We start from the raw sequence: 22639 nt of genomic DNA on the forward strand, positions 1-22639 counted from the left end.
ACCAATATAAAGGTAAATCTCAGCAGTCCACCAATTGAAATGCGGTAGCAGAGCGTCAAAGTAAATAGAAGCACTTTTTTTACCCTGCCAATGCATTTCCCCTGTTATATCCAAAAAAGTTATGTTTCAATAGCGCCCTTTTTGAGCAACTCGTTAACGCTTCGATGAACATGACTCTTTGGCTACGCTGGCGCTTTCCTTTCCTGTTCTTTCTAATGGGGGCAGTGGCTATTGCTTTTTGTTCGCAGCCCATCCGCCACTACCTGTTCAAAAGTGAAGTTGAGAAGCGACTCGAAAACATCCATAAGTTCTATCAGGAAAGATATCTGAATGTAGGGCATGAATTACAAGCGTTGATAGGCGAGCTCAACTTTACCTGCACACCGCACGATATCGCCTTACTGCGCGAAACTATCGAGCAGTCGACGGGTATCCAGCTGCTGGAGCTCCAGACAGCAGAGGGCCATTGCTCGGTATATGGCAACAATGTGCCGTTGATAAAACACTTTGATAATCCTGTCGAAGTTATCTTGCACGAAACTGTCGATTTTAGCTATGACATCGCTCCTTATCACAACCATCGCCTGAAGGTCCACTACCGGCTTCAAGAAGCCAGCCTGATCCTCATTACCGAGCCAGTGCAAAATGTTTTCACCCGCAGTGAGGTTTGCTCAAGCTGCACCGCCATCACCTTTAGCCGTGGCGGCGAAGAAATTCAGGTGTATCCGATGCAGGGCAATGAACAATACTTTCCTATTGCCAGCCAACCCTTTGGCCCGAACTATGCCATAAATGTCTATGCCACTGAGCAAGGGATCGACTATGTGACAGAGCATGACCTGTTCCTTACCCAGTTACTGCTGTTTTTTATGTTGCTGTCTGTTAGTTTGATGATCGGGCTGTACCGAACCCCCGAACGGACGTTGAAGGAAATGATATCCTTCGGCCTGCTCAAAAAGGAGTTTGTCCCTTTCTATCAACCGATTATCGATACCCGTACCGATTCGATGGCCTGCTGCGAAGTGTTGATACGTTGGCAACGCGCAGACGGGGAGCTTATTTCTCCTAATCAATTTATCCCCATCGCTGAACACAATGGTCAAATCAAGCTACTGACGCAATATATGCTTGAGCAAGTGATTGACCAATTCCAGGACGAGTTCTTTGTCAACAAGGGGTTTTACGTCAGTATTAATGTCACCCCGCAACAACTGGAGGACGACGAGTTTCTCCATACGACAATCAACTTGCTCAAACAGCGCAATGTCCCTGCCCACAGGCTGGCATTCGAGGTAACAGAGCGAATCCCATTTAAGAACCTGGCGAAAGCCAAGAGCATTATCCAGCAGCTGACAGACTTTGGCATTTCGATCAAGCTAGATGACGCTGGTACCGGTTATGGTGGGTTTAGCTACCTACAAAACCTGCCAATCGATACATTGAAGATCGATAAGATGTTTATCGACACTATCGGCACCAATGATGTTAAGTCCAACATACTTGACTCAATCATCCTGTTTGCCAAACACGCAGGCCTCAAAGTCATCGCCGAGGGTGTCGAAACAGCAGAACAGGTTGCCTACCTGCATCAACGCGATATTCATCTGATGCAAGGCTTCTATTTTGCCAAGCCCATGCCGTTCAGTGAATTTAGGCTGTATTTACAACAAGATCTGCAGAGTTCGTCGAGCTAATTTAGCTGTGATATTAATCAACCGATAACTTTTTGCGCAACTTTAATTGTTATTTTTTGCAGAAACTCTAAAATTGCTCGGTTACATTCCTATAGCACCTGTCACAGCACAGGCTAGGATAAATTAATTAGTCTTGCTGCTAACAGGCAGCAATTGACGCAGTAAAGGAAACGACATGATTCAAGTAGTTGGTCACAAAAACCCTGATAGCGATAGCATCTGTTCAGCACTTGTTGGTGCTGCTCTTCTTAAAGCTCGTGGCGTTGAAGCTAAAGCTGTTCGTCAAGGTGAAATTAACCGTGAAACACAGCACATTCTTCAGACAGCCGGTGTTGACCAGCCTGAAATGTGTACAGGTGTTGCCGGTGAGAAAGTTTGGCTTGTTGACTACACTGACTTGGCACAGGCACCTGACGACATCGCAGAAGCAGAAATCGTAGGTATTGTTGACCACCACCGTCTAGGTGACGTGATGACAGTTAACCCGCTTGAAGCATGGATCTGGCCGGTGGGTTGTACTTGTACCATCATGTTCAACCTATTCAAGATGGAAAACGTAGAAATCACTCGCGAACTTGCCACACTGATGATGTCGGCTATCCTGAGTGACACTGTTGGCTTTGCGTCTCCAACTTGCACGCAAAAAGACAAAGATGCCGTTGCTGAACTCGCTCCACTAGCGGGTGTTGAAGATCTAGACCTGTTCATCAAAGAGCTACTGATCGCTAAAACTGACATCCAGGGTTTATCTGCTGCAGAACTTGTTGAAAAAGATCTGAAAGCGTACCCGTTCAAAGAGCGTAACGTTGTTGTAGGCCAGATCGAACTTGCAACTCTTGAGCAAGTTGAAGATATGATTGCTGAGCTTGAAGCCGATCTTCAGCGTCGTTGTGACGAGGAAGGCCTGGCAATGGCTGCCCTAATGCTAACTGATATCACTACCAGCACAACGCGCTTGCTTTACAAAGGTGAGTGGAACGAGGTGCTAGATGCCTATGCTAAAGACGGCATGCTGATGATGGAAAACACCCTAAGCCGTAAGAAGCAGGGCTGGCCATGGCTTCAGCAAGTACTTGCTTGATAGCTGGTACCACTGTTATTGGAAAGGAACGCTTCGGCGTTCCTTTTTTTGATCTCAACACACTGCAAGCAAGCTATTGCCCGTTAGCGCTTCACGGCGGTGGTTTCATTCAAAATATCGGCAAAATGAGAGACAAACTCGCGGCCTATCAGCTTGCCTTCACGATAATCAATTTCCAGATCATCTTTGCTGCTAAGTAGTGCACGACTCTTCAAGCTTTTCTCAGGCGCAATCTGAATAACGTGCAGACCGTCAGGCGGTGACAACATGAACTCGTGTGCATCTTGATAGGTGATATAGTAGCGGTTTAGCATATCGATGACTTCCAGGCGCTTGCTGTTGCCTGTAAGTGAGAGAAAACGCTCAATATTGTCTGCTGAAAGTAAACTCCAGCCCTTGCCTTTGCTCGCTGGTGTTTCCGCTGCATCAGCCTCAGCTTGTTCAGGCTTGAGTAATAGCTCTTTCTCGCGCCACCCCAACTTCCAACTCTCGAACTTGGTCGTAAGCTCACCATGAAGCGCTTTCACCTTATCAATGGATTGGTTCAAGCTAAGCCGATCAATATATTCAGGCAGGGCAATTTCTACTTTTCCACGCCAATCATTAAACAGACGGCTTTCATCTTGGGGCAAGGCAACAGGTTCCGTCCTGACGACGACCACAAGTTCTGCCCCTCTCTGCCATGCCTCCCTCACTGGCACGGCGGCACTGACACCGCCATCGACCCACTCCAAATCATCGAAATTAACAGGTTGGTTGTAGATCACCGGTATGGCGCATGAAGCCCGCAACACTTCACACCAGTTTTTCTCATACATAGGCATGTAAATGTCGCATAAGGTATCCTTGCGCGTGGCACAAGCTAATGCGGTCCGGTGCTGAAGGACTTCCCGGGCAGTCACAAGATCGAGCGGAATGGACCCTTGTGCACGAACCTCATCCAAGGCCCAGTCAAGGTTCATTGATTTCTGTTGGCTTAGGTATTTATATAAGTTGAAAAATTCAGTGTCGGTCGTGAAATTGGTAATGAACTGATACCCGAAACGGGGCTGACGGCTGATAAAAGAAGAGAGGTTCAGCGCTCCAGCAGAGGTGCCGATATAAAGTTCAAACGGGTCGAAATCGCTTTCTAAAAACGCATCAAACACGCCGGCCGTAAAAATACCACGTTGCCCTCCCCCCTGAACAACTAGCGCTATCTTTTTCTTTCTTGCACTAAGCAGTTGGTGCGAAAAATTGTTAATGGAAGGTAAATCAAACGCTTTTAAGCTAAACGGTAAGTGATTTGTCATACTGCTAAACCAATCCTACTAGATTCCCTGGCAGACAGTATACCTTCCTTAGTTTGATTAAACCTTAATTATAATTTTATTCTTTTGTTTATTAACATGTTACATAGTTACAGAGACGAGACCAAAGCCTAGCAAGACTGTCATGGTAATAATTGCTGTGCATATTGCTAGTTTCAAATCAAAGTCCATAATAATCCCCTTCCCCAGAAAGCAATCTTAACAAACCATTAACCCTATTTTAGGGGGAGTTCAAGATTCTGGCTAATGAAAAAGCAATAATATAAGAAAGCTGTCACACTTATACTTGGGTTTGCGCTAATGGATAATGGTATGAAAATTGGACATTTATTGATCGCTGCTACTGGGTTGTTAACCGCATCATGGGCGGCATCGGCGAATACTATCTATGTGACACCGTATGTTGGATATACCTTTTCGAACTCGATAAAAGATGACAATGGGACAAGAATCGCTCCCGACGACGATCCCCACTACTCAATCACTATTGAGACCGATTTGGATAACGGCCGAGTTGGCTTATTTGTTAGCCACCTTCCGACTGGTTACGAGAATTTTTCCAATTCCGGCTCTTTTACCTACGTTCATTTCCAGAGTTCATTGCGTTTCAATACCTTCGAGCACTTTGATACCTATCTTGGCGCAAGCATAGGCACAACCATAGTCGATGCCGACTGGAGTGATCAAGATCTTGTTTTCTCAGGTGGTTTTCTGGGTGGTCTCGAGTATAAATTTACTTCCAATTTCTCGGTCCTTCTTGAAGGCCGCTGGCTGGCAAACCTCATGGAAAGTGATACAACAACCATCTGTCACCTGCCCCAAGGTAACGAAAGCTGCAAAATCAGCGTCGATTCTGAGTGGTTGACCCAGTTCCAGACGAACCTCGGCTTCACCTACGCGTTCTAACCTCTTCGGCTAGTTAAGCAGTAGCTCCCCCGTTAGCGCCAGCGAAAATTTTCGCTGGCGTGCTGATACCCTACTATAGGGCCATTTTTTAGACATTATCATTGTGTTTGTAAAATAATATTTCCAACCAAGCAGTTTCCCTCTTGGTAGTTTTTTACACCAGCATGAAAACAATCCCCCTCCTCTTGTCTGGCATCTCTATAAAAACCAATAATTAACAACTGGTCAATTTTACAGTTACAACACCACACTCTATTGCTTTACATATTTACTCTAGTTAATCTCGTCCCATCAGCGTGGTCTTACCTTTTAATTCTCACGCTAAGTATCGATATTAATTGGAATAATTCTCTGACTAATCCTATTTCTATAGTGATTTGCCGTACATAAGGAGATGTGTATGAAACGTGAACAATGGGGCTCGCGCGCAGGATTCATCCTTGCTGCAGTTGGCTCTGCAATCGGCCTAGGGAACATTTGGCGATTCCCATATATGGCTTACGAAAATGGTGGTGGCGCCTTTTTTGTTCCCTATCTTTTTGCCATGCTCACCGCCGGCATCCCATTTATGATTATGGAGTTTAGCCTGGGTCATAAACTTCGCGGGGCCGCTCCGAGAGCTTTTTCCAAGCTTGGGGTTAAATATGAGTGGTTAGGATGGTTTCAGGTATTTATCGCGGCCATTATCGCGGTCTACTATGTGGCAATTATCGGCTGGGCGATTTCTTACCTGAGTTACTCTTTCACCCAAAGCTGGGGGACTGATACCAATGCCTTCTTCTTTGGCGAGTACCTGCAACTGGGTGACAATACCCCAAGTCAGCTTGGTAGCCTGCAAAGCCATATTGCCATCCCTATGACAATTGCTTGGGCTATCACCTTTGCTGCCATATTCACAGGGGTAAAAGGGGGTATCGAACGCGCCAGCAAAATCATGATGCCGCTACTCTTTATCATGGTACTGGCTTTGATTGCCCGTGTCGTATTCCTGCCAGGGGCACTGGACGGCCTCAACTACCTGTTCCAGCCAGACTTTAGCAAAATCATGGATGCAAAAGTATGGTCTGCTGCCTACGGCCAAATATTCTTCACCCTGAGCGTTGGCTTCGCCATCATGATCGCTTACTCAAGCTACCTGCCAGAGAAGTCTGATATCAACAACAATGCCTTTATGACCGTGCTAATCAACTGTGGATTCTCGATTACTGCAGGGGTCTTGATCTTCGGAGTACTCGGCTACATGGCGCAAGAGCAAGCAAAACCTATTACCGAAGTTGTTTCGGCAGGTGTAGGCTTGGCATTTGTCACCATTCCGGCTGCAATTAACCTATTGCCGGCGCCGTTCATCTTAGGGCCATTGTTCTTCTTGGCCTTGGTCGTTGCTGGTCTTAGCTCGCACATTTCAATTATCGAAGCGGTAACGTCCGCCATCATCGATAAGCTCAATATCAGCCGAAAAGTGGCCGCCTCGTTGGTGTGTGGCGTGGGCTTTGTTGTTTCAATGGCATTCGCCACCAATGGCGGGCTGCTGTTACTAGACTTGGTTGACTACTTCATTAACAACGTTGCCTTGCTGGCAAGCTGTCTTGTGGAACTGGTAGTGATTGCTTGGCTGCTGAAAGTGTCTGATATACGTAGCTATGTGAATAACATTTCTGAATTCAGCATCGGCAAGTGGTTTGAAATTTGTATCCGCTTCCTCAGCCCCGCCATGCTGGCGGTTATTCTGGGCACCAACCTGGTCAATACCTTCAACGACGGTTACGGCGGTTACGCAGTCTCTGATCTGATGGTATTGGGCTGGGGACTTGTAGCAGCAATGTTTGTTGTTGCCGTCATCATCAATGCTTCATCTAAACCACAGCCACAACAGGAGGCCAAGCTATGACAACAGGCGCAATCATTATGATGCTTTTCGGTTTGGGTATCACCTGGGGTGGCGCAGCTTACTGCATTTCCGTCGCGATGAAAAAGCACCACTCGTAAAATTCTGATTAATTAACCTACAAGGAGGCGTATATGCCTCCTTTTTTTTCCGCAAAGAATGAAGCAAATGTGTTAACAATGATCCATTCTCATAAAGAATTCTTTTCCTATTTGCAATCAGATAGCTACAATCGAATCGTCTAGATAGGGCGACACATAACATATAACGCAGCATATTCGCGCTAAGTCGCCAGGTAATTGTCAGCTACAAAGCCCAATGAAAACAAATAATCAAGGAACAGAAATGAAGTTAGCAGCAGTAATTCTCTCAGCGGCCCTCATCCCCTCAGCCGTCTTGGCAGCACCCGCAAGCTGCGAAAGTGAAAAATACCATCAGTACATTGATGCTTCCCTCAACTGGTATGAAAACCTTGTGGAACTAGCGGTAGAAAAAGAGCCAAGCCTAGACGAAGTGGGCCAATGGTTTCTCGAAGGGCGCAAACACCACTTTGAACTAAACCGTGATGCCTTTGACTGGTATCTTGCAAACGACAGGGAAAAATTGGCTCTGTCTTTACCCGTAGAGTCCTGGCTCAATCTGAGCCAGAAAGATGTGAAAGCGTTATCCGAGCAAGATTCAGAGCTAGGCAAGGCGGCGAAGCTGGCCTTTGATGACAGGCAGAGTAAGCCGCACCCACAAAACTACGCATTGCGCAGTGCCTTCGCCGAACTGTTGACCCACCCAGGGAACATTGAAAAGCCCCTAAATACCTACAACGAAAAAATGACCGCGATAGCGGCTATTGAATGCCAATAGCGATAGCCTAAAGGCCCAACCACTTAGCTGGTGTTTGGGCCGTTCGCCAACAACTCAAATTGCATATTCGTCAATATTCATATACCGTGCAATATACAGCTATCACCACTGCATATTTTTTGCACCGAATTCCTGCAATTGAAAGGATCCAAGATGATAAATCGGCACTTTAACGCACTGTTCCTGTTCATTCCGGCGGTGTGCATACCTAACCAGGCCCAAGCCAATCCACCTCAACCCTGGTCGGCAGGCTTTAATGCCGATATTTCCTTGCTGATGGGGTATTCCGAGAGCCGATCGCCTTTCAATACCGATAACAACAGTGCCATTGGCGATTACGGTAAGGCCGAATCCCAAAGTGATGCCTTGATCGCTCCGCTCGGTACCATCAGCTATACCAATGATGCGCTCAACAAGCAGTTCTATTTCGGTACTAGCCGCTCGGATTTGGCATTTGGACGCTTCCATATTGAGCTGGGGTATAAACATAAACTGGACGATAACGGCACCTTGATACTGAGTTATGTCCCCGGCCTATTAACCGCCGAAACCTGGCAAGACCCGTACCTGCTTGATCAGGCACGCGCTAAAACTGACAGTAAAATCAGAGGAGTGCGATTCCAATACAACCAAATCCTCGGTAGTCATTTTTCACTCGAACTGGCGGGTGGCAACCAAGATATCGACCACGAGAACAGCGGTGCTAGCCAGTCCAAGCTAACCGATACACAAAAGCAGTCACTCGACCGCCAATCTGACATTTACTTCGCCCAGTTAAGTCACCTTTTGCCAATAAACCGGGCTCAGGCATTGCGCTCGGCTATTCGCTATACCCGTGACGATGCGCAAGGTAGTGCAATGGCCAGTGATAATTATGGTGTTGAGCTCAGTCTGGTGCACCACTTTAACAAGGCCAATTTTGCCCTGACAGCAAGCTACAACTATGTTGAGTTTGACGCAACGAATCCAATCTTCGAGCGTACTCAGCAGGATGACCGCTGGGGCGTCTTCTTGGCAGCCCAGTACAACGAGCCCATGGACTGGAAAAACTGGAACTTAGTCTCGCTGATAGGCTATAACCAAAGTAACTCCAACATCACTTTTTATGATGAAGATAGTTTATTATTCACCGTGGGTATGAACTACCGATTCTAATTTTTTTTCGACAGCAGCGGCAAATTGCATTAAATTAGCTGCAATTTGCCGAAATAGTTACAAGTTATTAATCGTTATGGCAGTAGTGGATCACAAAAAAGCCGATGCGACCCAAGAGTCGTTGCATCGCATTTTTACAGTGCCGGAAGCACCAGAGTCGACATTAGGTCGGATCGAAAAAGAGATATCAGAAAACCTGAATGTGTTTTTGCAGACGCATATTGCTGCCCGGGAGAAACCCCTGGCAGAAATCGAAAAAGACTTTTCCTCTGCGGATATCCCAGAGAGTCCTAGCTTTGTTTCTGATCATACCCATTTCCTCTTGGACAAACTGGTAGCCCAGTCGGTACATACCTCCGCACCGACGTTTATTGGCCATATGACCTCGGCCCTACCCTACTTCTTGATGCCGTTGTCCAAGATCATGATCGGCCTCAATCAAAACTTGGTGAAGATCGAGACCTCCAAGGCCTTCACGCCGTTGGAACGCCAGGTTCTGGGAATGCTGCATAACCTGATTTACCGCGAGAATGATGCCTTCTACCAGCAATGGATGCACAGTGCTAACCATTCGCTGGGAGCATTTTGCTCAGGAGGGACTATCGCCAACATCACCGCTCTGTGGGTAGCACGCAACAGTGCACTCAAACCCGATGGTGATTTTAAAGGTGTCGCACAGGAAGGCTTGTTCAAAGCCATGAAGCATTATGGCTATGAAGATCTTGTCGTACTGGTCTCTGAACGGGGTCACTACTCGCTCAAGAAAGCCGCCGATGTCCTTGGACTTGGCCGAGATTGCCTGATCCCTATCAAAACCGACGGCCACAACCGTGTTCGGGTCGATGACATGCGGGCCAAGCTCGAAGAGCTTAAACAGAACCAGGTTAAAGCCTTTGCTATTGTCGGGGTCGCTGGCACCACCGAAACAGGCAATATCGATCCGCTGGAAGAGCTCGCTGATCTCGCTCAGGAATATGGCTGCCATTTCCACGTCGATGCCGCCTGGGGGGGAGCGACCCTGATGTCCAATACTTATAGGCCGTTGCTAAAAGGGATCGAGCGGGCTGACTCCGTCACTATCGATGCCCACAAGCAACTGTACGTGCCGATGGGTGCCGGTATGGTGATCTTCAAAAACCCGGCCTTGATGACCGCCATCGAGCATCACGCAGAGTATATCCTGCGTAAAGGATCTAAAGACTTAGGTAGCCATACTCTCGAAGGGTCGCGAAGTGGCATGGCGATGTTACTGTATGCCAGCCTCAACATCATCAGCCGCCCTGGCTATGAAATGCTGATTAATACCAGCATCGAAAAAGCCCAGTACTTCGCATCGCTTATCAACCAGGATTCTGACTTTGAACTGATCTCAGAACCCGAGCTATGCCTGCTGACTTACCGTTATGCACCAGCCCGTACTCAGGAAGCACTGAAGCTTGCAGATCCAGAGCAACGCGAAGAGTTATTGGCCGCCCTGGACGATATGACCAAATTCATCCAGAAACGCCAGCGTGAATCAGGTAAGTCATTTGTCTCTCGTACCCGAATCACACCGCAAGCGTGGGGCCGCAGGCTGACAACCGTGTTCCGTGTGGTACTCGCCAATCCGCTCACTACGGAGCAGATTTTAAAAGACGTCCTCGAAGAACAAAAAGACATCGCCAAACAGAGCTTGATCAGTTTCCCTAAGATCAACACACTGACCGAGAGTATTCTCAACCAGCAAGTCACGCTCTAACCGTGCTGATGACTAGAAACCAGCCTGGCAATGGCTAGGCTGGCTTCTCCACAATCAAGGCGATGATGAAACATTTCGTCATAGCTTGTACTAAAAACAATCACTCCCCCTCCGCCAGAAGCCAACTTGGTGATTAACCGCTTGATAAGCCAACTATTACCAGTACAAATTACAACCAAACAGTCTTTTCTGATAGTCGCGATGGTCCCGTAGCACATTGCAAGCTCTAACAACGGGCAATACAAATACAACCAATTCGCAACCTTCAACCATCAAATGCAAAAAAACAAGTCAGCGCAATATTTTTATAGCCGTTTGTTCTGTTAATAACACGTAACAAAAGTTGACCTCGATCAATAGAATCGCCGAAAAATTAGCATAAAAAAAGCCGGCCCCCCTGGGATACCGGCCTAGTTATTACAAAATATTTCAGGTGTTCAATGCATATAAGCCGGATTATTAGTCACCCGCAAACATGTAACCTTCACCGTGCACTGTAACAAAAATCTGTGGGTTTTTCGGATCAACTTCCATCTTCGAACGCATGCGGCGGATTAAGACATCAATAGTACGATCATTTGGCGCTTCAACCCGATGGCTTAGCATATTCAAAATACGCTCGCGGCTTAAAACGACATTCGGATGAGAAGAAAATGCCACCAACAACTCATATTCAGCCTTGGTCAATTTGACAGGCACACCATTGTGGGTCAGGGCGCGCTTATTGATATCAAACTGCCATTCACCGAAGCGAATAATGCTGTCTTCCTGCATCTCAACCATGGTTTCATCACGTGCTTTTTCGACGAGGGAGATGCGCCACAACAGGTTTTTCACGCGCACTAGCAGTTCACGCAGCTCAAACGGCTTAGTAACGTAATCATCAGCGCCCATCTCTAAACCAACAATCCGATCAATGCTGTCTGTTCGGCCGGTGACCAAGATGATCCCCACCTCTGAGCGGCTTCTCAGCTCACGGGTCAGCATTAGGCCATCTTCACCCGGCAGGTTGATATCGAGCATGACCAAATCGATCTTTTCGCTGGCCATGATCTCACGCATTTGTGCGCCGCTTTCGGCCTGACTAACTTTATATCCCTCATTTTCAAAGTACCCGACCAGCTTGGTACGGGTAACAATTTCATCCTCAACTACAAGTACGTGATGACTCATTTTTTTCTCTTTATGTCTTATTTACTGTTCTTTAAAACGTTAGCACAGGAGGCCGCTATTCACAATTTGTCATAAACCAGCAAATTCTGTTCACTGCCACCCTTAACCTTATTCACATCGTGGAATTAAGATTACCCCATAAAAATTTATACGTCACCGTAGTTTACGGCAGGCATTCATTCTAAATTGGAATCTTCCACTATGAAAAAACTTTGGCAAATGTTGACTAAGCCTAGCAGCAAGTACTCGATTCTTGCGCTGGTCTTGGTTGGTATTGGTATCACTTTGGCGGGCGTTGTGACCGTTCATAAGAGTTTTGAATTCGCTTCTTCGACCGAATTCTGTACTTCTTGCCACACCATGCAACAGAACTACGAAGAATACAAACAAAGCATTCACTTCAAAAACGCTTCGGGTGTCCGTGCCGAGTGTGTTGACTGTCACCAGCCAAAAGACTTCCCTGGCAAGGTTCAACGTAAACTTGGTGCTTGGAAAGACGTCTACAACCATTTCATCACCAAGAAAATCGATACCCCAGAGAAACTGGAAGAGCATCGCCTCGAGCTGGCTACCATGGTTTGGGACCGGATGAAGAGCCAGAACTCAAAAACCTGTAAGAGCTGTCACTCGTACGATGCGATGGATCACACCAAGCAGTCAGCACAAGCCGCTTTCGAGATGAATAAAGCGGCAGCTGAAGACATGAACTGTATCGAATGTCACAAAGGTATCGCCCACGAGCTGCCAAACATGGCCGGTGGCTTCCAGAAAGATTTCGAAGAGCTTCAAGTGAAAGCCGATGCACAAGGTGCCGTTGCTAACAAACTTTACTCTCTGAGCGAAAAGAACATCTTTGCTGTTGCCGATGCAAACAGCTCGGTTTCAGGCAACCTGCTACCAGCATCAGAAGTCACAGTGCTTGAGCGCGATGGCGATATGCTCAAAGTGAAGATTGACGGCTGGTTAGAGAAAGAAGGCCGCGGTCGAGTGCTGACTGAGTACATGGGCAAGCGCGTATTCAAGGCAACAATCCGTGGCGATGTGAAAGCTTCCGAGCAACTCATCGAAGAGCAAACTGACGCAACGACCAACATTGTATGGCAACACGTTTCGGTTGAAGGCTGGATCACCAAAGATGACATGATTGATGACATCCAGCCGATCTGGAACTACGCCGAAGGCATGTACGGCTCAACGTGTACCGCTTGCCACGCAGCCCCGGCTCCAGGCCATTTTACTGCAAACGGTTGGATCTCAAGCCTGAACGGCATGAGCGCATACTACCGACTAAGCAAAACTGAAGAGCGCACCCTTCTGAAATACCTTCAGAACCACGGCAGTGACACCGGCGGCGCTGGCGCACATTAATTCCTGTTAGCAGAGGGGGAAGACGGCTTCCCCCTCCCATGCAAAAAAGAATTCAAATTTAAGGAATTGCTCAATGGCAACTCAAATTCTAAACAAAGGCGTATCACGCCGTCGCTTCCTTTCTGGCATGGTTGCAGCAAGTGCTGCATCTGTTGTCGGCACAAGCTTGCTGGCTCCGCGTAAGGCAATGGCAGCTACAGAAACCAAAGCTAGCTTCACGGGTGAGGTTCTATCTGGTTCTCACTGGGGGGCATTCCGGGCCAAAGTCGAAAACGGCGTGTGGGTTGATACCGTCCCGTTTGAAAAAGACAAGCACCCAACAACCATGATCAACGGCGTGCGTGAAGTGGTATACAACCCGGCACGTGTAAAATACCCAATGGTTCGTCTTGACTGGCTAAAGCACGGCTACAAGTCAGATACAACCCAGCGTGGTGACAACCGTTTTGTCCGTGTTCCTTGGTCTCAGGCATTGGACTTCTTCTACCATGAGATGGAACGAGTCCAGAACAACTACGGCCCAAGCGCTCTCTATGCTGGCCACACAGGTTGGCAGTCAGTAGGTAAGCTGCACTCTGCAGGCACCATGATGATGCGTGCTATTGGCCTGCACGGTACATTCCTGGCTAAAATGGGTGACTACTCAACCGGTGCTGCGCAGGTGATTCTGCCTTACGTCGCTGGTGCAATGGAAGTTTACGAGCAGCAAACCTCATGGCCACTTGTGCTCGAGCACTCTGATACCATCGTAATCTGGGGTTCGGATCCGGTTAAAAACCTGCAGGTAGGCTGGCTGGTTCCTGACCACAGCCCATACGCTTACTTTGAGCAGTTGGCTAAGAAAGTTAAGAACAAAGACATCAAAGTCATCTACATTGACCCAGTTGTTTCTGACACTCAGAAATTCGTTGGTGGCGAGCAGGTTAAAGTTAACCCGCAAACAGACGTGCCACTGATGCTGGCTATTGCCCATACACTTTACAGCGAAAACCTGTACAACAAAGAGTTCCTGGCTGACTACACCACAGGTTTCGACAAATTCCTGCCTTACCTGCTTGGCGAGAAAGACGGTGTTGCGAAGACACCGGAATGGGCTGAGAACATCTGTGGCGTGCAAGCCGACCAGATCCGCGAGCTGGCTCGCCAAATGGCTTCAGGCCGTACCCAGATCATCGGTGGCTGGTGTCTACAGCGCATGCAGCACGGTGAACAGTACGCGTGGATGCTAGTCGTTGTCGCTGCTATGCTAGGCCAGATCGGTCTACCTGGCGGTGGCTTCGGCTTTGGCTGGCACTACAACGATGCGGGCTCTGTGACTTCTGCTGGCCCACTGATGTCTGGTTTCTCAGGTGTGACAGGGGTTGATCCAATCCACAACGGTTCGTACAAGGGTTACTCAAACTTTATTCCTGTTGCCCGTTTTGTCGACTGTATCGAAAACCCAGGTAAAACCATTGAATGGAACGGCCATTCAGTGAAATACCCTGAAATGAAAATGGCGATCTTCTGTGGTAACAACCCGTTCCACCACCATCAAGATCGCAACAAGATGATCAAGGTATGGCGTAAACTGGAAACTGTGGTTTCAGTTGAACACCAGTGGACGGCGACCTGTCGTTTTGCCGATATCGTTCTGCCAGCGACGACAACGCACGAGCGTAACGACATCGAACAGTACGGTAACCACTCTAACGCCGGTATTATTGCCCTACCTAAAGTTGTAGAGCCAATGTATGAAGCGAAAGATGACTTCGATATCTTCCGTGAACTATGCCGTCGCTATGATCGCGAAGAAGCCTTTACCGAAGGCAAGTCACAGATGGAGTGGATTGAGCAGTTCTACAACGGTGCCCGCCTACAAGGACGTGGTATCGGTGTACGTATGCCGAACTTCAAAAAGTTCTGGGAAGAAGAAGGCTTCCTTGAGTTCCCTGCGGGTACCGAGTGGGTACGCCACGAGTCATTCCGTAAAGAACCGGATCTTGAACCACTAGGTACGGCAACCGGCCTTATTGAAATCTACTGTAAGACGATTGCCGACATGGGCTACGATGACTGTCAAGGCCACCCAATGTGGTTTGAGAAAACCGAGCGCAGCCACGGTGGTCCTCGTTCAGAGAAATTCCCTCTGAATATGCAGAGTACTCACCCGAAACACCGCCTTCACTCGCAGCTGTGTTCTTCGACTGAGCACCGCGCGACTTACGCGGTGGCTGATCGTGAACCTGTTTACATCAGTACCGAAGACGCTAAAGCCCGTGGCATCAAGTCTGGTGACATCGTACGCGTATTCAACGACCGTGGCGAAGTTTTGGCGGGTGCTGTGGTTTCCGATGACTACATGTCCGGTGTTTGTCGTATCCACGAAGGTGCATGGTACAGCCCGCTTGAAGGCGGAAAGCCGGGTACCATCTGTACTTACGGTGATCCGAACGTACTGACTCAGGATATCGGTTCTTCGAAACTGGCTCAGGCAACCATCGCAGCCTCAGCGCAGGTAGAAATCGAGAAGTACACAGGTAAAGTTCCAGCAGTGACCGGCTTCCACGGCCCGACGGCGGTGACAGACATTAACCCTCTGTTCCCAGCAATGGATCTAGAATAAGTTAATAGTCGCCAACATCTATTCAGGGGCTTCGGCCTCTGAATAGTTTTTTGCTTTTATTACAGTGTGTTTAAAAAACCTATTCACGTATAATAAATGCATCATTTATTCTATCTGAATATGTTTTCCATACGTCTAAATTTGCTAGCCGTATGCCTTGATTTGGAGTGATCATGAAAGAATTTATTGCTTTCAACGAACAACGCGCAGAAATTTATTGGTGGATGTCATCCCTCTTCGCTCGTGAACTTACCGAGCAGGACATCGAACAGTACCGTGGTGGCGAAATGGTCACTTTCCTGTCAGGTCTGGCAATGACACCTGAACTGAAACAACCCGTAGAAGCATTCCGTGCTGCTCTGAACCGTTTGGAAAGCCGTGAAGATGCCCAGTTAGAGCTGGCGGCTGATTTCTGTGGTCTGTTTCTCAGCACTCCCAAATCTGGTGCCCTACCCTATGCCTCGATGTATGTCGGCGAGAGCGGACTGATGAATGACAAGCCTGCGCAAGACATGAACAAGCTAATGGAAGAATACGGCATTGCCCAGCGCAAAGAGTTCAACGAGCCGGCCGACCACCTTGCCGTCGAGTTGGATTTCATGGGTAACCTGATCATCATGGCCAACCAGCAAGACTCCGAAGAGCAGGCCGAGCCGATGATGCAGGCGCAGTTAGACTTCATCAACACCATGCTGCTTAATTGGCTGCCAGCCTTTGCCGCAGAAGTAAAACAACGCGACCCGTTCGGCTTTTACGCCGCCGCCGCTGAAGTACTCACCGCTTTTTGTCACTTGGACGTTACGTTCCTAAAAGGCGAAGAACAATAAACCTGACTGGCGTTAGCCAGCCCATCAAAAACACTATCTCATATTTTGCCGGCACATGGATTGCCGGCTTTTTTATGCCATTGATTATGAAATAGTCCAAAAATAGATGCATCACCCTGCTTGTTCAGTTCTTATCCAGCATACATGACACAATACTGACATTCGGCTCAGGGAGCTTTTATACATTGCAGCCATAGCAATGATAACCACCAATAAAGGTTAATTTATGCACAACAGCAAAACGCGTACCCAGCAACAAGCCAATACGGTATTGAATCTAATGAAATATGCCCTCCCTTTGATGCTCGTGACTTTGTTCGCCTTCAGCCCAGCATCAAAGGCAAGCGATGCAGCAACCGACACGGTTGCCAACCAAAAAGAAGTCACGCACCGCATTAATGCCATTCAGCGTGATCTGGCCAGTATTCGCCAGCAAACTCTTCAGGCAAACCCTGAGCTAATCGAACAAGCCAAGGCGTTCGAGACAGCCTATCAGGCTAAAGCCAAAGAAATTGGTTACAACCCAGATGAGTTCATCAACCAGGCCCAAGAAATCCAGGATAAAGTTCGCAACGCCGAAACCAGCGAAGAAGAGCGCGAGGCCTTGATCAAAGAGTTTGCCGCCGCCAAACGCCAGTTGGCAGAGCAACGTGAAAGTCTTCTTGCCGATGAGTCATTAATGGCGATGCAGGAGAAACTTCAGTCAGATACCTATGCCGCGATGAAGGCCTTTGACCCAAAAACTGAACGTTTAGTTGATGAGCTCAACACTCTGCTTGAGTCACTTTAATCACCTTCTCCAGCCTACCGCAGCCCCGCGCTGCGGTAGTGTTTTATCGACCGTCAGAATAATTACTCATATCAATTCCCATCTCCTCAGCGACTTCCAACCAATAGGGTTCGGCCTCGCACACACAGCAGTCACACCAGTCCGCTACCCCTTCATGCATACTCATTTTGTCTGGTTGAATGCCGCCGTGGCTTTCTGGGCTGCCTAACTGTTTATTCGCTCCAGTCATAACACCTCCGTTTCTGAGTGTCATTGCCTAAGGCTGATACCCAAAGTATAGGGAAGACAGCGCACTTATTCGTAACGACAAGACACCTTATCAATACGTAATAGGCAAATAGAAAAAGGGCGGCATTACTGCCGCCCTTTTCACTTCGTTACTCAATATATCAAGGCTGATTGGCAGGAATCATGTCAGGTTCATCTGTCATGTTTCGGGTCACGTAAACCGCTAGCAGCAGTGCACTAAAGCCCCCCACCAACTTACCGGCTACAACCGCCGAAATCATGTCGCTATTCACAGCAGCGGTGAAACCAAGATGATCACCAAATACAAAAGAGCCACACACCGCAAAGGCGACGTTAATCACTTTCCCGCGGTTATCCATATCTTTAAAGATATTGAACATTGCAATATTGTTTGCCATCGTGGCAACAAGGCCTGCCGCTGCAGTTTCTCCCATGCCCATCGAACTACCCAGCTTGATCAGCGGTTTGTTCAAGTGCTTGGTAATAAAGTGAACCATCGGGAATGCACCGGCTAACACGATGGCAATCGCTCCGACAATTTCGATACCGTCAGAAATCGGTGCCATACCGGGGATCAACACCACGCCGGTCAAAGTTTCGACGACAATCGCAGCCAAGGCGATAGTAATCACGGCAATAACACCTTTACCAAACACTTCAAAGCCTCGGATCATCGAATCTGGTTTTAGCCACAGACCAACAGCAATCAGTCCGGCCACAATCACAATAGGCACCAAATTGCCCAAAATCATTGCCATCTCAAAACCGGCGACCAAACCACCAACAAAACAGCCGACGGGAATGGTGATCATCCCAATCAGTACACCTCGTGCTAGATATTGAGTGTCTTCCTTTTGGATGATCCCCAACGCAACAGGGATGGTGAATACCAATGTTGGCCCCATCATCGCCCCGAGGATCAGGCCAGAAAACAAGCCTGCCGCTTCGGTTTCCGCCATGCTTTGAGCCAGTGGATACCCTCCCATATCATTAGCCAGTAGCGTGCCGGCAAACATCGCCGGGTCCGCGCCAAGTGCGGTATAGAGCGGCACCACTACAGGGCTAAGCAAATTAGCCAAAACCGGTGCCAGACTGACCACACCAACCATGGCCAAGGCGAGTGCCCCCATCGCCATGAAGCCTTCATCAAATTGCTCTCCGTAGCCCCAACGGTTGCCGAGTACTTTATCTATCGCCCCCAGCACCATAAAGCCCACCATAATGTATAGAATGATGTCATTCATGATGTACCTTCCTTATCCCAAATAATGATTTACATCAGTTGCAAGTGATGGCTACTTTTTTCAAGGTGTAAGAAGCCCGCCCTGTGCAGCTGCATACGGCTAAAACGTGGAACGTAAATTTGCCTTACCCGCCTTATTTACTCAAAAGACAATAAAGCGAGCGGTTCAGTAACAACTGTTTTCAACAGCAACCAACTTTCGTGATATTTGGACTACCGCACTAAGAGATGCCACTGCTTGGTATATCGATGATTTATACTTTTCCTTCTAAGATTTCTTTGCGGGGTTGTGCAATGACGACCTTGTCAACCAATACCCCTTTGTCTCTGATTCGATCGGCGGCCGCTTCGACAGCAGCTTGCACCGCTGCGACATCACCGGTCAGAGTGACAAAACCTTTCCCGCCAATCGCCATTGCCATATGGACTTCCAGCAACTCAATGTTTGCAGCTTTCACGGCAGCGTCTGCAGCTTCCACAATAGCAGCAACCGAAAATGTCTCGACGATCCCCAATGCTGCGGTGTGTTCAACCACACGCGTGCCTGCAATGGCAGGAAATACATCAGGGTGAACATTGGCGATAATCAAATCATCAACCACTTCTCCGCCCCCCACCCGCAGCCCGGTATCCACCGCGGCGTTAATTGCAGCCACATCGCCGCTGACCATCACCATGAATTTGCCAGGGCAAATCGTCCGGTTAAACAGGATCTCAACATTCGCCGACTTGAGCATGGCATCAGCAACTAAGTAACCACGCGCTATCGAGTTCAGTTCAATACAGCCAATTGCATTTACCATTTACTATTCCAATCTATGTCTAGTTGCACAAAGCCGCCGACTCGGCAGTTGCTTGATGCTGGATTACGACTGAATCACCCACGGCAGTGACAATCCCCGAGATACTGGCATGGACGGCAGTACTCAACCCACCCTCAACCGGTTGGCCAATCATCTGCCCTTTCGTTACGATTTCGCCCTCTTTGACAATGGCTTGGGCTGGCAGGCCGATATGCTGGGCCAATGGAATTGCCACCTTCTCAGGCCTAATGCCAAAGTCATGGAAAATAGCTTTTTTTGTCATGTAATCACTGAGTTCAAGCCGTCTGGCCAGCCGCTTGGTGGGCACACCACGGTATTCGCGCAATGGGTGAACCTCGGTGGTTTGCGCCTGAAGTTCTGCTGGCGATTGCCATTGCTGCTGATCGCGTAACGCTTTTTTCGTCGTGGCACAAACCCGGCTTGGATCCAGTCCCTCAGGGCAAGACCACATAGTGCAGAGGTTGCACTCGCAACACGCTTGCGCAGCCAGTGAATAACTCAAATTATTGCTAGCGGAAACTTGTAGCGAGCGCATGGCAAGATGCGGTTTGATCGGATATCCCAGCAAATTGCGTGGACACATCGAGGTACACAGGCTGCACTGATCACACGCGGCTTTGCCTATACGGCTAAGATCCGCCTCACTTCGCAGCTTGATGCGGGCAACACGCGACGTTCGCGGTAGTACCAGCAAACCACTCGACACCTTGGTGATAGGCTTGTCGAGATCTGCAGTTACCGCCCCCATCATCGGACCACCTTCAACGACAATACAGTCCTTCGCTGTCATGCCACCCGCCAGCTCAATAGCCTCTCGATAGCTCATACCAAGAGGGAGCCATGCCGAATACGGTGCCACGACCTCACCGTGAACCGAGATCATCGTCTCTGTCACCGGTTGTCCGTTAGCAGCCCGGAAAACATTAATGAAAGATTCGATGTTGTTGACCAGCACCCCGATATCTTTTGGCAACCCACCCGCGGGGATCCGCAGGCCCGTGGCATGGTAAACTAACTCCACCTCATCGCCTGCCGGATAAACATCATCCATTAGGAGCAGTTCGATATTTTCAGGCAGCAGAGACTCTAATACCGCAATGGTGTCGGTATTCTTTTTCTTAATACCGATGACCCCACGAGATGCCCTAACTTGCTTCATGGCCAACAACATACCGCCGCAAAGCTCATGGCCCCACTGTTGCATCAAGACCTGATCCTTATAGAGCAGCGGTTCGCACTCGGCACCATTGGCCAGCACCAGGTCAACCTGGCAATCAAGCTTGACGTAAGTTGGGAAGCCAGCGCCACCGGCCCCGACTACCCCAGCTTGCTGAACCAGTTTCAATAACGGTTCCACATCCACCTCGTCTAGTTCGCTATTGGGTTACGGGCAACTTCAAGCACAGCCGCTTGAAATGCCTCGCACGCCGCCCGGCAAGCCGCTTGCGAGCCCGCCAAATGACCGCCACCAAAGTTGGTTTCAGACGGTGGAGCAAACAGGTTGACCAAGCGCACATCCGCCGATTTCAATGCGGCATCAAGGGCAAACATCGCCTCTAACGGCGGGGCAATCAGATAAGCTAAGGCCTCTCCTTGCTCCACCCCCGCTTCTGCTGATAAGTAGCTCCCTGTCGAAGAAACCAAGTGGGCGAAAAAGGCAATGTCGCCATTGTCGTCAGCGCATTGGAATGCCGCTTCATCTTCAATAAAAGCTTTGGCACGCTCAAGGCCAGCAATGACGTCTGCCGGACAAGCGCCGGCCAAAATTCCAATCACCTCACCTGACGTTGGGCCAGATGAGTGAGCAGCCCCGGCATAGAACGAGCGGGCATAAACGACATCTACATTGGCGGCCTTAGTCGCTTCATCCAGCGCGCAATAGGTCACGTCATCGCAATCGGCCGTGATCAACCCAATACTGTTATGGTGGGGTTCCAGCCCCATTTTTTCCTTATACACAGGATCGACCGATGCAATCACGCGGGTTGCCAAAACAGCAGGTTGGATCTTGTCTAATATTGCCATGCTTTGTTCCTTCTTAGCGCTTCAAGTTAATACCACTGGCTTTTTGCGCCAGCATGGTTTTCACCAAGTCGACGATGACCGCCGCCGCTTCAACCGGCGGTGTGCCACCTGCGTGAATGTTCGAAATCACGGTTCTGTCCGACTCTACGGTGTTTTCTGTTGGTTTATAGATGGCGTAGCAGCTCAATGATTCTGATTGTCCAAGCCCCGGACGCTCACCAATTAGCAACAAGTTAACCTCGGCACCCAGCAACATGCCGATCTCATCTTGTGCCTTTACGCGGCCATATCGCAGGAAGAAAGGCGTACCAACATCCAGGCCTGCATTCTTCAGCCCGTTGAGCAATGGCGGCAGGATTTCATCATGGTTCACGGTTACCGCATCCAAACTCAGGCCATCAGAAAGGACAACCTGTACCTGCGGTGATTTCTTGCAGTTGTCTCGAATCAGCATCTTGCCATCATCGTTGAGTTTGCGCCCTAAATCGGGGCGAGTCAGGTATTGGTCCTTATCCACCGCGCAGGACTGTACTTCCAACAGATTGCGCTCTTGCAGCCATGAAGACTCAACATTTTTGATCACCGTATCCTTGGAGCGAGAATGGTCAGCCAAGAAGCGTAGCAATGCTGTTGTTCTTGGCCGTGGGCCTGTACGCCCCGTCCCTACCCTGGCATCGGTCTGGGACATCAAGTCATCAATCACTTTGCTATCGGCGGCATCGGAAATACCGTTCCACTTCTTAAAGCACTTCTCGCCAAGATCAGGCAATGACTCGTGGTTATCGCCCAGTTGTGAGATCTTCGCATCAACCACCTTAGTCACCGCTGCCGGTGTCACATTTGTTTCACCTAACTGAGCGAGCACGGTGGCGACGATATCCTGAATCTTTTGTTCGTTCATTCCTTGC

Annotated in this window: 21 protein-coding genes; 12 read left to right on the forward strand and 9 right to left on the reverse strand. The window is 48.7% G+C overall.

Translation table 11 applies throughout. From position 1 onward, the window contains the following. The first annotated feature begins 170 nt into the window (after positions 1-170). Both C9J03_RS06065 and C9J03_RS06070 read left to right on the forward strand, forming a co-directional pair. Positions 171-1694, forward strand: coding sequence for an EAL domain-containing protein (locus C9J03_RS06065; protein ID WP_162845546.1), 1524 nt, complete (start codon positions 171-173; stop codon positions 1692-1694). Positions 1695-1869: 175 nt separating this feature from the next. Continuing rightward, the gene (locus C9J03_RS06070; RefSeq protein ID WP_044623524.1) at positions 1870-2775 is read left to right on the forward strand and encodes a manganese-dependent inorganic pyrophosphatase; all 906 of its coding nucleotides are present in this window, start codon (positions 1870-1872) and stop codon (positions 2773-2775) included. Between the two features lie 83 nt (positions 2776-2858). On the opposite strand, the gene C9J03_RS06075 is transcribed toward C9J03_RS06070, so the two are convergent. Together C9J03_RS06075 and cydH are read right to left on the reverse strand one after the other, a co-directional pair. Continuing rightward, positions 2859-4067, reverse strand: coding sequence for a patatin-like phospholipase family protein (locus tag C9J03_RS06075; RefSeq protein ID WP_044623525.1), 1209 nt, complete (start codon positions 4065-4067; stop codon positions 2859-2861). Between the two features lie 99 nt (positions 4068-4166). Next, a complete protein-coding gene (gene cydH / locus C9J03_RS27275) occupies positions 4167-4256 on the reverse strand; it encodes a cytochrome bd-I oxidase subunit CydH (protein WP_107291673.1) in 90 nt (29 codons plus the stop codon). A gap of 141 nt (positions 4257-4397) precedes the next feature. On the opposite strand from cydH, the gene C9J03_RS06085 reads away from it, so the two are divergent. The 6 genes from C9J03_RS06085 (at position 4398) to panP (ending at position 10627) form a co-directional block, all read left to right on the forward strand. Then, positions 4398-4991 (forward strand): outer membrane beta-barrel protein, encoded by a 594-nt coding sequence (locus C9J03_RS06085; protein ID WP_044623526.1) that lies wholly within the window; start codon positions 4398-4400, stop codon positions 4989-4991. 400 nt (positions 4992-5391) lie between these two features. Beyond that, positions 5392-6879 (forward strand): sodium-dependent transporter, encoded by a 1488-nt coding sequence (locus C9J03_RS06090; protein WP_044623527.1) that lies wholly within the window; start codon positions 5392-5394, stop codon positions 6877-6879. Next, a complete protein-coding gene (locus tag C9J03_RS06095; protein WP_107291674.1) occupies positions 6876-6977 on the forward strand; it encodes a MetS family NSS transporter small subunit in 102 nt (33 codons plus the stop codon). The genes C9J03_RS06090 and C9J03_RS06095 overlap by 4 nt, the downstream gene beginning before the upstream one ends. Positions 6978-7221: 244 nt before the next feature. Continuing rightward, positions 7222-7734: a hypothetical protein gene (locus C9J03_RS06100; RefSeq protein ID WP_044623528.1), complete on the forward strand. Its 513-nt coding sequence runs from the start codon at positions 7222-7224 to the stop codon at positions 7732-7734. 153 nt (positions 7735-7887) lie between these two features. Next, the gene (locus tag C9J03_RS06105) at positions 7888-8889 is read left to right on the forward strand and encodes a DUF2860 domain-containing protein (RefSeq protein ID WP_082060629.1); all 1002 of its coding nucleotides are present in this window, start codon (positions 7888-7890) and stop codon (positions 8887-8889) included. A 76-nt stretch (positions 8890-8965) separates the two neighbouring features. Beyond that, the gene (gene panP / locus C9J03_RS06110) at positions 8966-10627 is read left to right on the forward strand and encodes a pyridoxal-dependent aspartate 1-decarboxylase PanP (RefSeq protein WP_044623529.1); all 1662 of its coding nucleotides are present in this window, start codon (positions 8966-8968) and stop codon (positions 10625-10627) included. A 459-nt stretch (positions 10628-11086) separates the two neighbouring features. Here the strand turns inward: panP and torR are convergent, their stop codons facing one another. Continuing rightward, entirely contained in the window at positions 11087-11800 is a 714-nt protein-coding gene (gene torR / locus C9J03_RS06115; RefSeq protein ID WP_039456600.1) for a two-component system response regulator TorR, read from the reverse strand. Positions 11801-12001: 201 nt separating this feature from the next. Here torR and torC point away from each other — a divergent pair, with 201 nt between their 5' ends. From torC to C9J03_RS06135, 4 genes are all read left to right on the forward strand, one after another. Then, the gene (torC, locus tag C9J03_RS06120) at positions 12002-13168 is read left to right on the forward strand and encodes a pentaheme c-type cytochrome TorC (protein WP_039456602.1); all 1167 of its coding nucleotides are present in this window, start codon (positions 12002-12004) and stop codon (positions 13166-13168) included. A 73-nt stretch (positions 13169-13241) separates the two neighbouring features. Continuing rightward, the gene (gene torA / locus C9J03_RS06125; protein ID WP_044623531.1) at positions 13242-15773 is read left to right on the forward strand and encodes a trimethylamine-N-oxide reductase TorA; all 2532 of its coding nucleotides are present in this window, start codon (positions 13242-13244) and stop codon (positions 15771-15773) included. A gap of 173 nt (positions 15774-15946) precedes the next feature. Next, positions 15947-16600 carry a molecular chaperone TorD gene (torD, locus tag C9J03_RS06130; protein ID WP_044623532.1) on the forward strand — a complete coding sequence of 218 codons (654 nt, stop codon included), beginning with the start codon at positions 15947-15949 and terminating at the stop codon, positions 16598-16600. A 226-nt stretch (positions 16601-16826) separates the two neighbouring features. Next, complete coding sequence (locus C9J03_RS06135) at positions 16827-17390, forward strand: hypothetical protein (RefSeq protein WP_044623533.1); 564 nt, start codon at positions 16827-16829, stop codon at positions 17388-17390. 43 nt (positions 17391-17433) lie between these two features. Here the strand turns inward: C9J03_RS06135 and C9J03_RS06140 are convergent, their stop codons facing one another. From C9J03_RS06140 to eutC, 6 genes are all read right to left on the reverse strand, one after another. Continuing rightward, entirely contained in the window at positions 17434-17619 is a 186-nt protein-coding gene (locus tag C9J03_RS06140; RefSeq protein ID WP_044623534.1) for a hypothetical protein, read from the reverse strand. 160 nt (positions 17620-17779) lie between these two features. Continuing rightward, complete coding sequence (eutH, locus tag C9J03_RS06145) at positions 17780-18883, reverse strand: ethanolamine utilization protein EutH (RefSeq protein WP_044623535.1); 1104 nt, start codon at positions 18881-18883, stop codon at positions 17780-17782. Positions 18884-19136: 253 nt separating this feature from the next. Next, the gene (locus C9J03_RS06150; protein ID WP_044623536.1) at positions 19137-19685 is read right to left on the reverse strand and encodes a BMC domain-containing protein; all 549 of its coding nucleotides are present in this window, start codon (positions 19683-19685) and stop codon (positions 19137-19139) included. Between the two features lie 19 nt (positions 19686-19704). Continuing rightward, entirely contained in the window at positions 19705-21063 is a 1359-nt protein-coding gene (locus C9J03_RS06155) for a 4Fe-4S dicluster domain-containing protein (protein WP_044623537.1), read from the reverse strand. Between the two features lie 11 nt (positions 21064-21074). Continuing rightward, positions 21075-21731: an ethanolamine utilization microcompartment protein EutL gene (gene eutL, locus C9J03_RS06160; protein ID WP_044623538.1), complete on the reverse strand. Its 657-nt coding sequence runs from the start codon at positions 21729-21731 to the stop codon at positions 21075-21077. 13 nt (positions 21732-21744) lie between these two features. Further along, the gene (eutC, locus tag C9J03_RS06165) at positions 21745-22632 is read right to left on the reverse strand and encodes an ethanolamine ammonia-lyase subunit EutC (protein WP_044623539.1); all 888 of its coding nucleotides are present in this window, start codon (positions 22630-22632) and stop codon (positions 21745-21747) included. Positions 22633-22639 lie beyond the last annotated feature (7 nt).

Origin of the sequence: Photobacterium gaetbulicola (genome assembly GCF_003025515.1) — a bacterium.
In the GTDB taxonomy this organism is placed as follows: Bacteria; Pseudomonadota; Gammaproteobacteria; order Enterobacterales; family Vibrionaceae; genus Photobacterium; species Photobacterium gaetbulicola.

Excerpts from the sequence above, each read along its gene's own strand:
- torA (WP_044623531.1), top strand. The coding sequence starts at position 13,242 with ATGGCAACTCAAATTCTAAACAAAGGCGTATCACGCCGTCGCTTCCTT.
- torC (WP_039456602.1), top strand. The coding sequence starts at position 12,002 with ATGAAAAAACTTTGGCAAATGTTGACTAAGCCTAGCAGCAAGTACTCG.
- C9J03_RS06090 (WP_044623527.1), top strand. The coding sequence starts at position 5,392 with ATGAAACGTGAACAATGGGGCTCGCGCGCAGGATTCATCCTTGCTGCA.
- eutL (WP_044623538.1), bottom strand. The coding sequence starts at position 21,731 with ATGGCAATATTAGACAAGATCCAACCTGCTGTTTTGGCAACCCGCGTG.
- cydH (WP_107291673.1), bottom strand. The coding sequence starts at position 4,256 with ATGGACTTTGATTTGAAACTAGCAATATGCACAGCAATTATTACCATG.
- C9J03_RS06085 (WP_044623526.1), top strand. The coding sequence starts at position 4,398 with ATGAAAATTGGACATTTATTGATCGCTGCTACTGGGTTGTTAACCGCA.
- C9J03_RS06105 (WP_082060629.1), top strand. The coding sequence starts at position 7,888 with ATGATAAATCGGCACTTTAACGCACTGTTCCTGTTCATTCCGGCGGTG.
- panP (WP_044623529.1), top strand. The coding sequence starts at position 8,966 with ATGGCAGTAGTGGATCACAAAAAAGCCGATGCGACCCAAGAGTCGTTG.
- C9J03_RS06095 (WP_107291674.1), top strand. The coding sequence starts at position 6,876 with ATGACAACAGGCGCAATCATTATGATGCTTTTCGGTTTGGGTATCACC.
- torR (WP_039456600.1), bottom strand. The coding sequence starts at position 11,800 with ATGAGTCATCACGTACTTGTAGTTGAGGATGAAATTGTTACCCGTACC.
- C9J03_RS06140 (WP_044623534.1), bottom strand. The coding sequence starts at position 17,619 with ATGACTGGAGCGAATAAACAGTTAGGCAGCCCAGAAAGCCACGGCGGC.
- eutC (WP_044623539.1), bottom strand. The coding sequence starts at position 22,632 with ATGAACGAACAAAAGATTCAGGATATCGTCGCCACCGTGCTCGCTCAG.
- C9J03_RS06065 (WP_162845546.1), top strand. The coding sequence starts at position 171 with ATGACTCTTTGGCTACGCTGGCGCTTTCCTTTCCTGTTCTTTCTAATG.
- torD (WP_044623532.1), top strand. The coding sequence starts at position 15,947 with ATGAAAGAATTTATTGCTTTCAACGAACAACGCGCAGAAATTTATTGG.
- C9J03_RS06075 (WP_044623525.1), bottom strand. The coding sequence starts at position 4,067 with ATGACAAATCACTTACCGTTTAGCTTAAAAGCGTTTGATTTACCTTCC.
- C9J03_RS06150 (WP_044623536.1), bottom strand. The coding sequence starts at position 19,685 with ATGGTAAATGCAATTGGCTGTATTGAACTGAACTCGATAGCGCGTGGT.
- C9J03_RS06135 (WP_044623533.1), top strand. The coding sequence starts at position 16,827 with ATGCACAACAGCAAAACGCGTACCCAGCAACAAGCCAATACGGTATTG.
- C9J03_RS06070 (WP_044623524.1), top strand. The coding sequence starts at position 1,870 with ATGATTCAAGTAGTTGGTCACAAAAACCCTGATAGCGATAGCATCTGT.
- C9J03_RS06100 (WP_044623528.1), top strand. The coding sequence starts at position 7,222 with ATGAAGTTAGCAGCAGTAATTCTCTCAGCGGCCCTCATCCCCTCAGCC.
- eutH (WP_044623535.1), bottom strand. The coding sequence starts at position 18,883 with ATGAATGACATCATTCTATACATTATGGTGGGCTTTATGGTGCTGGGG.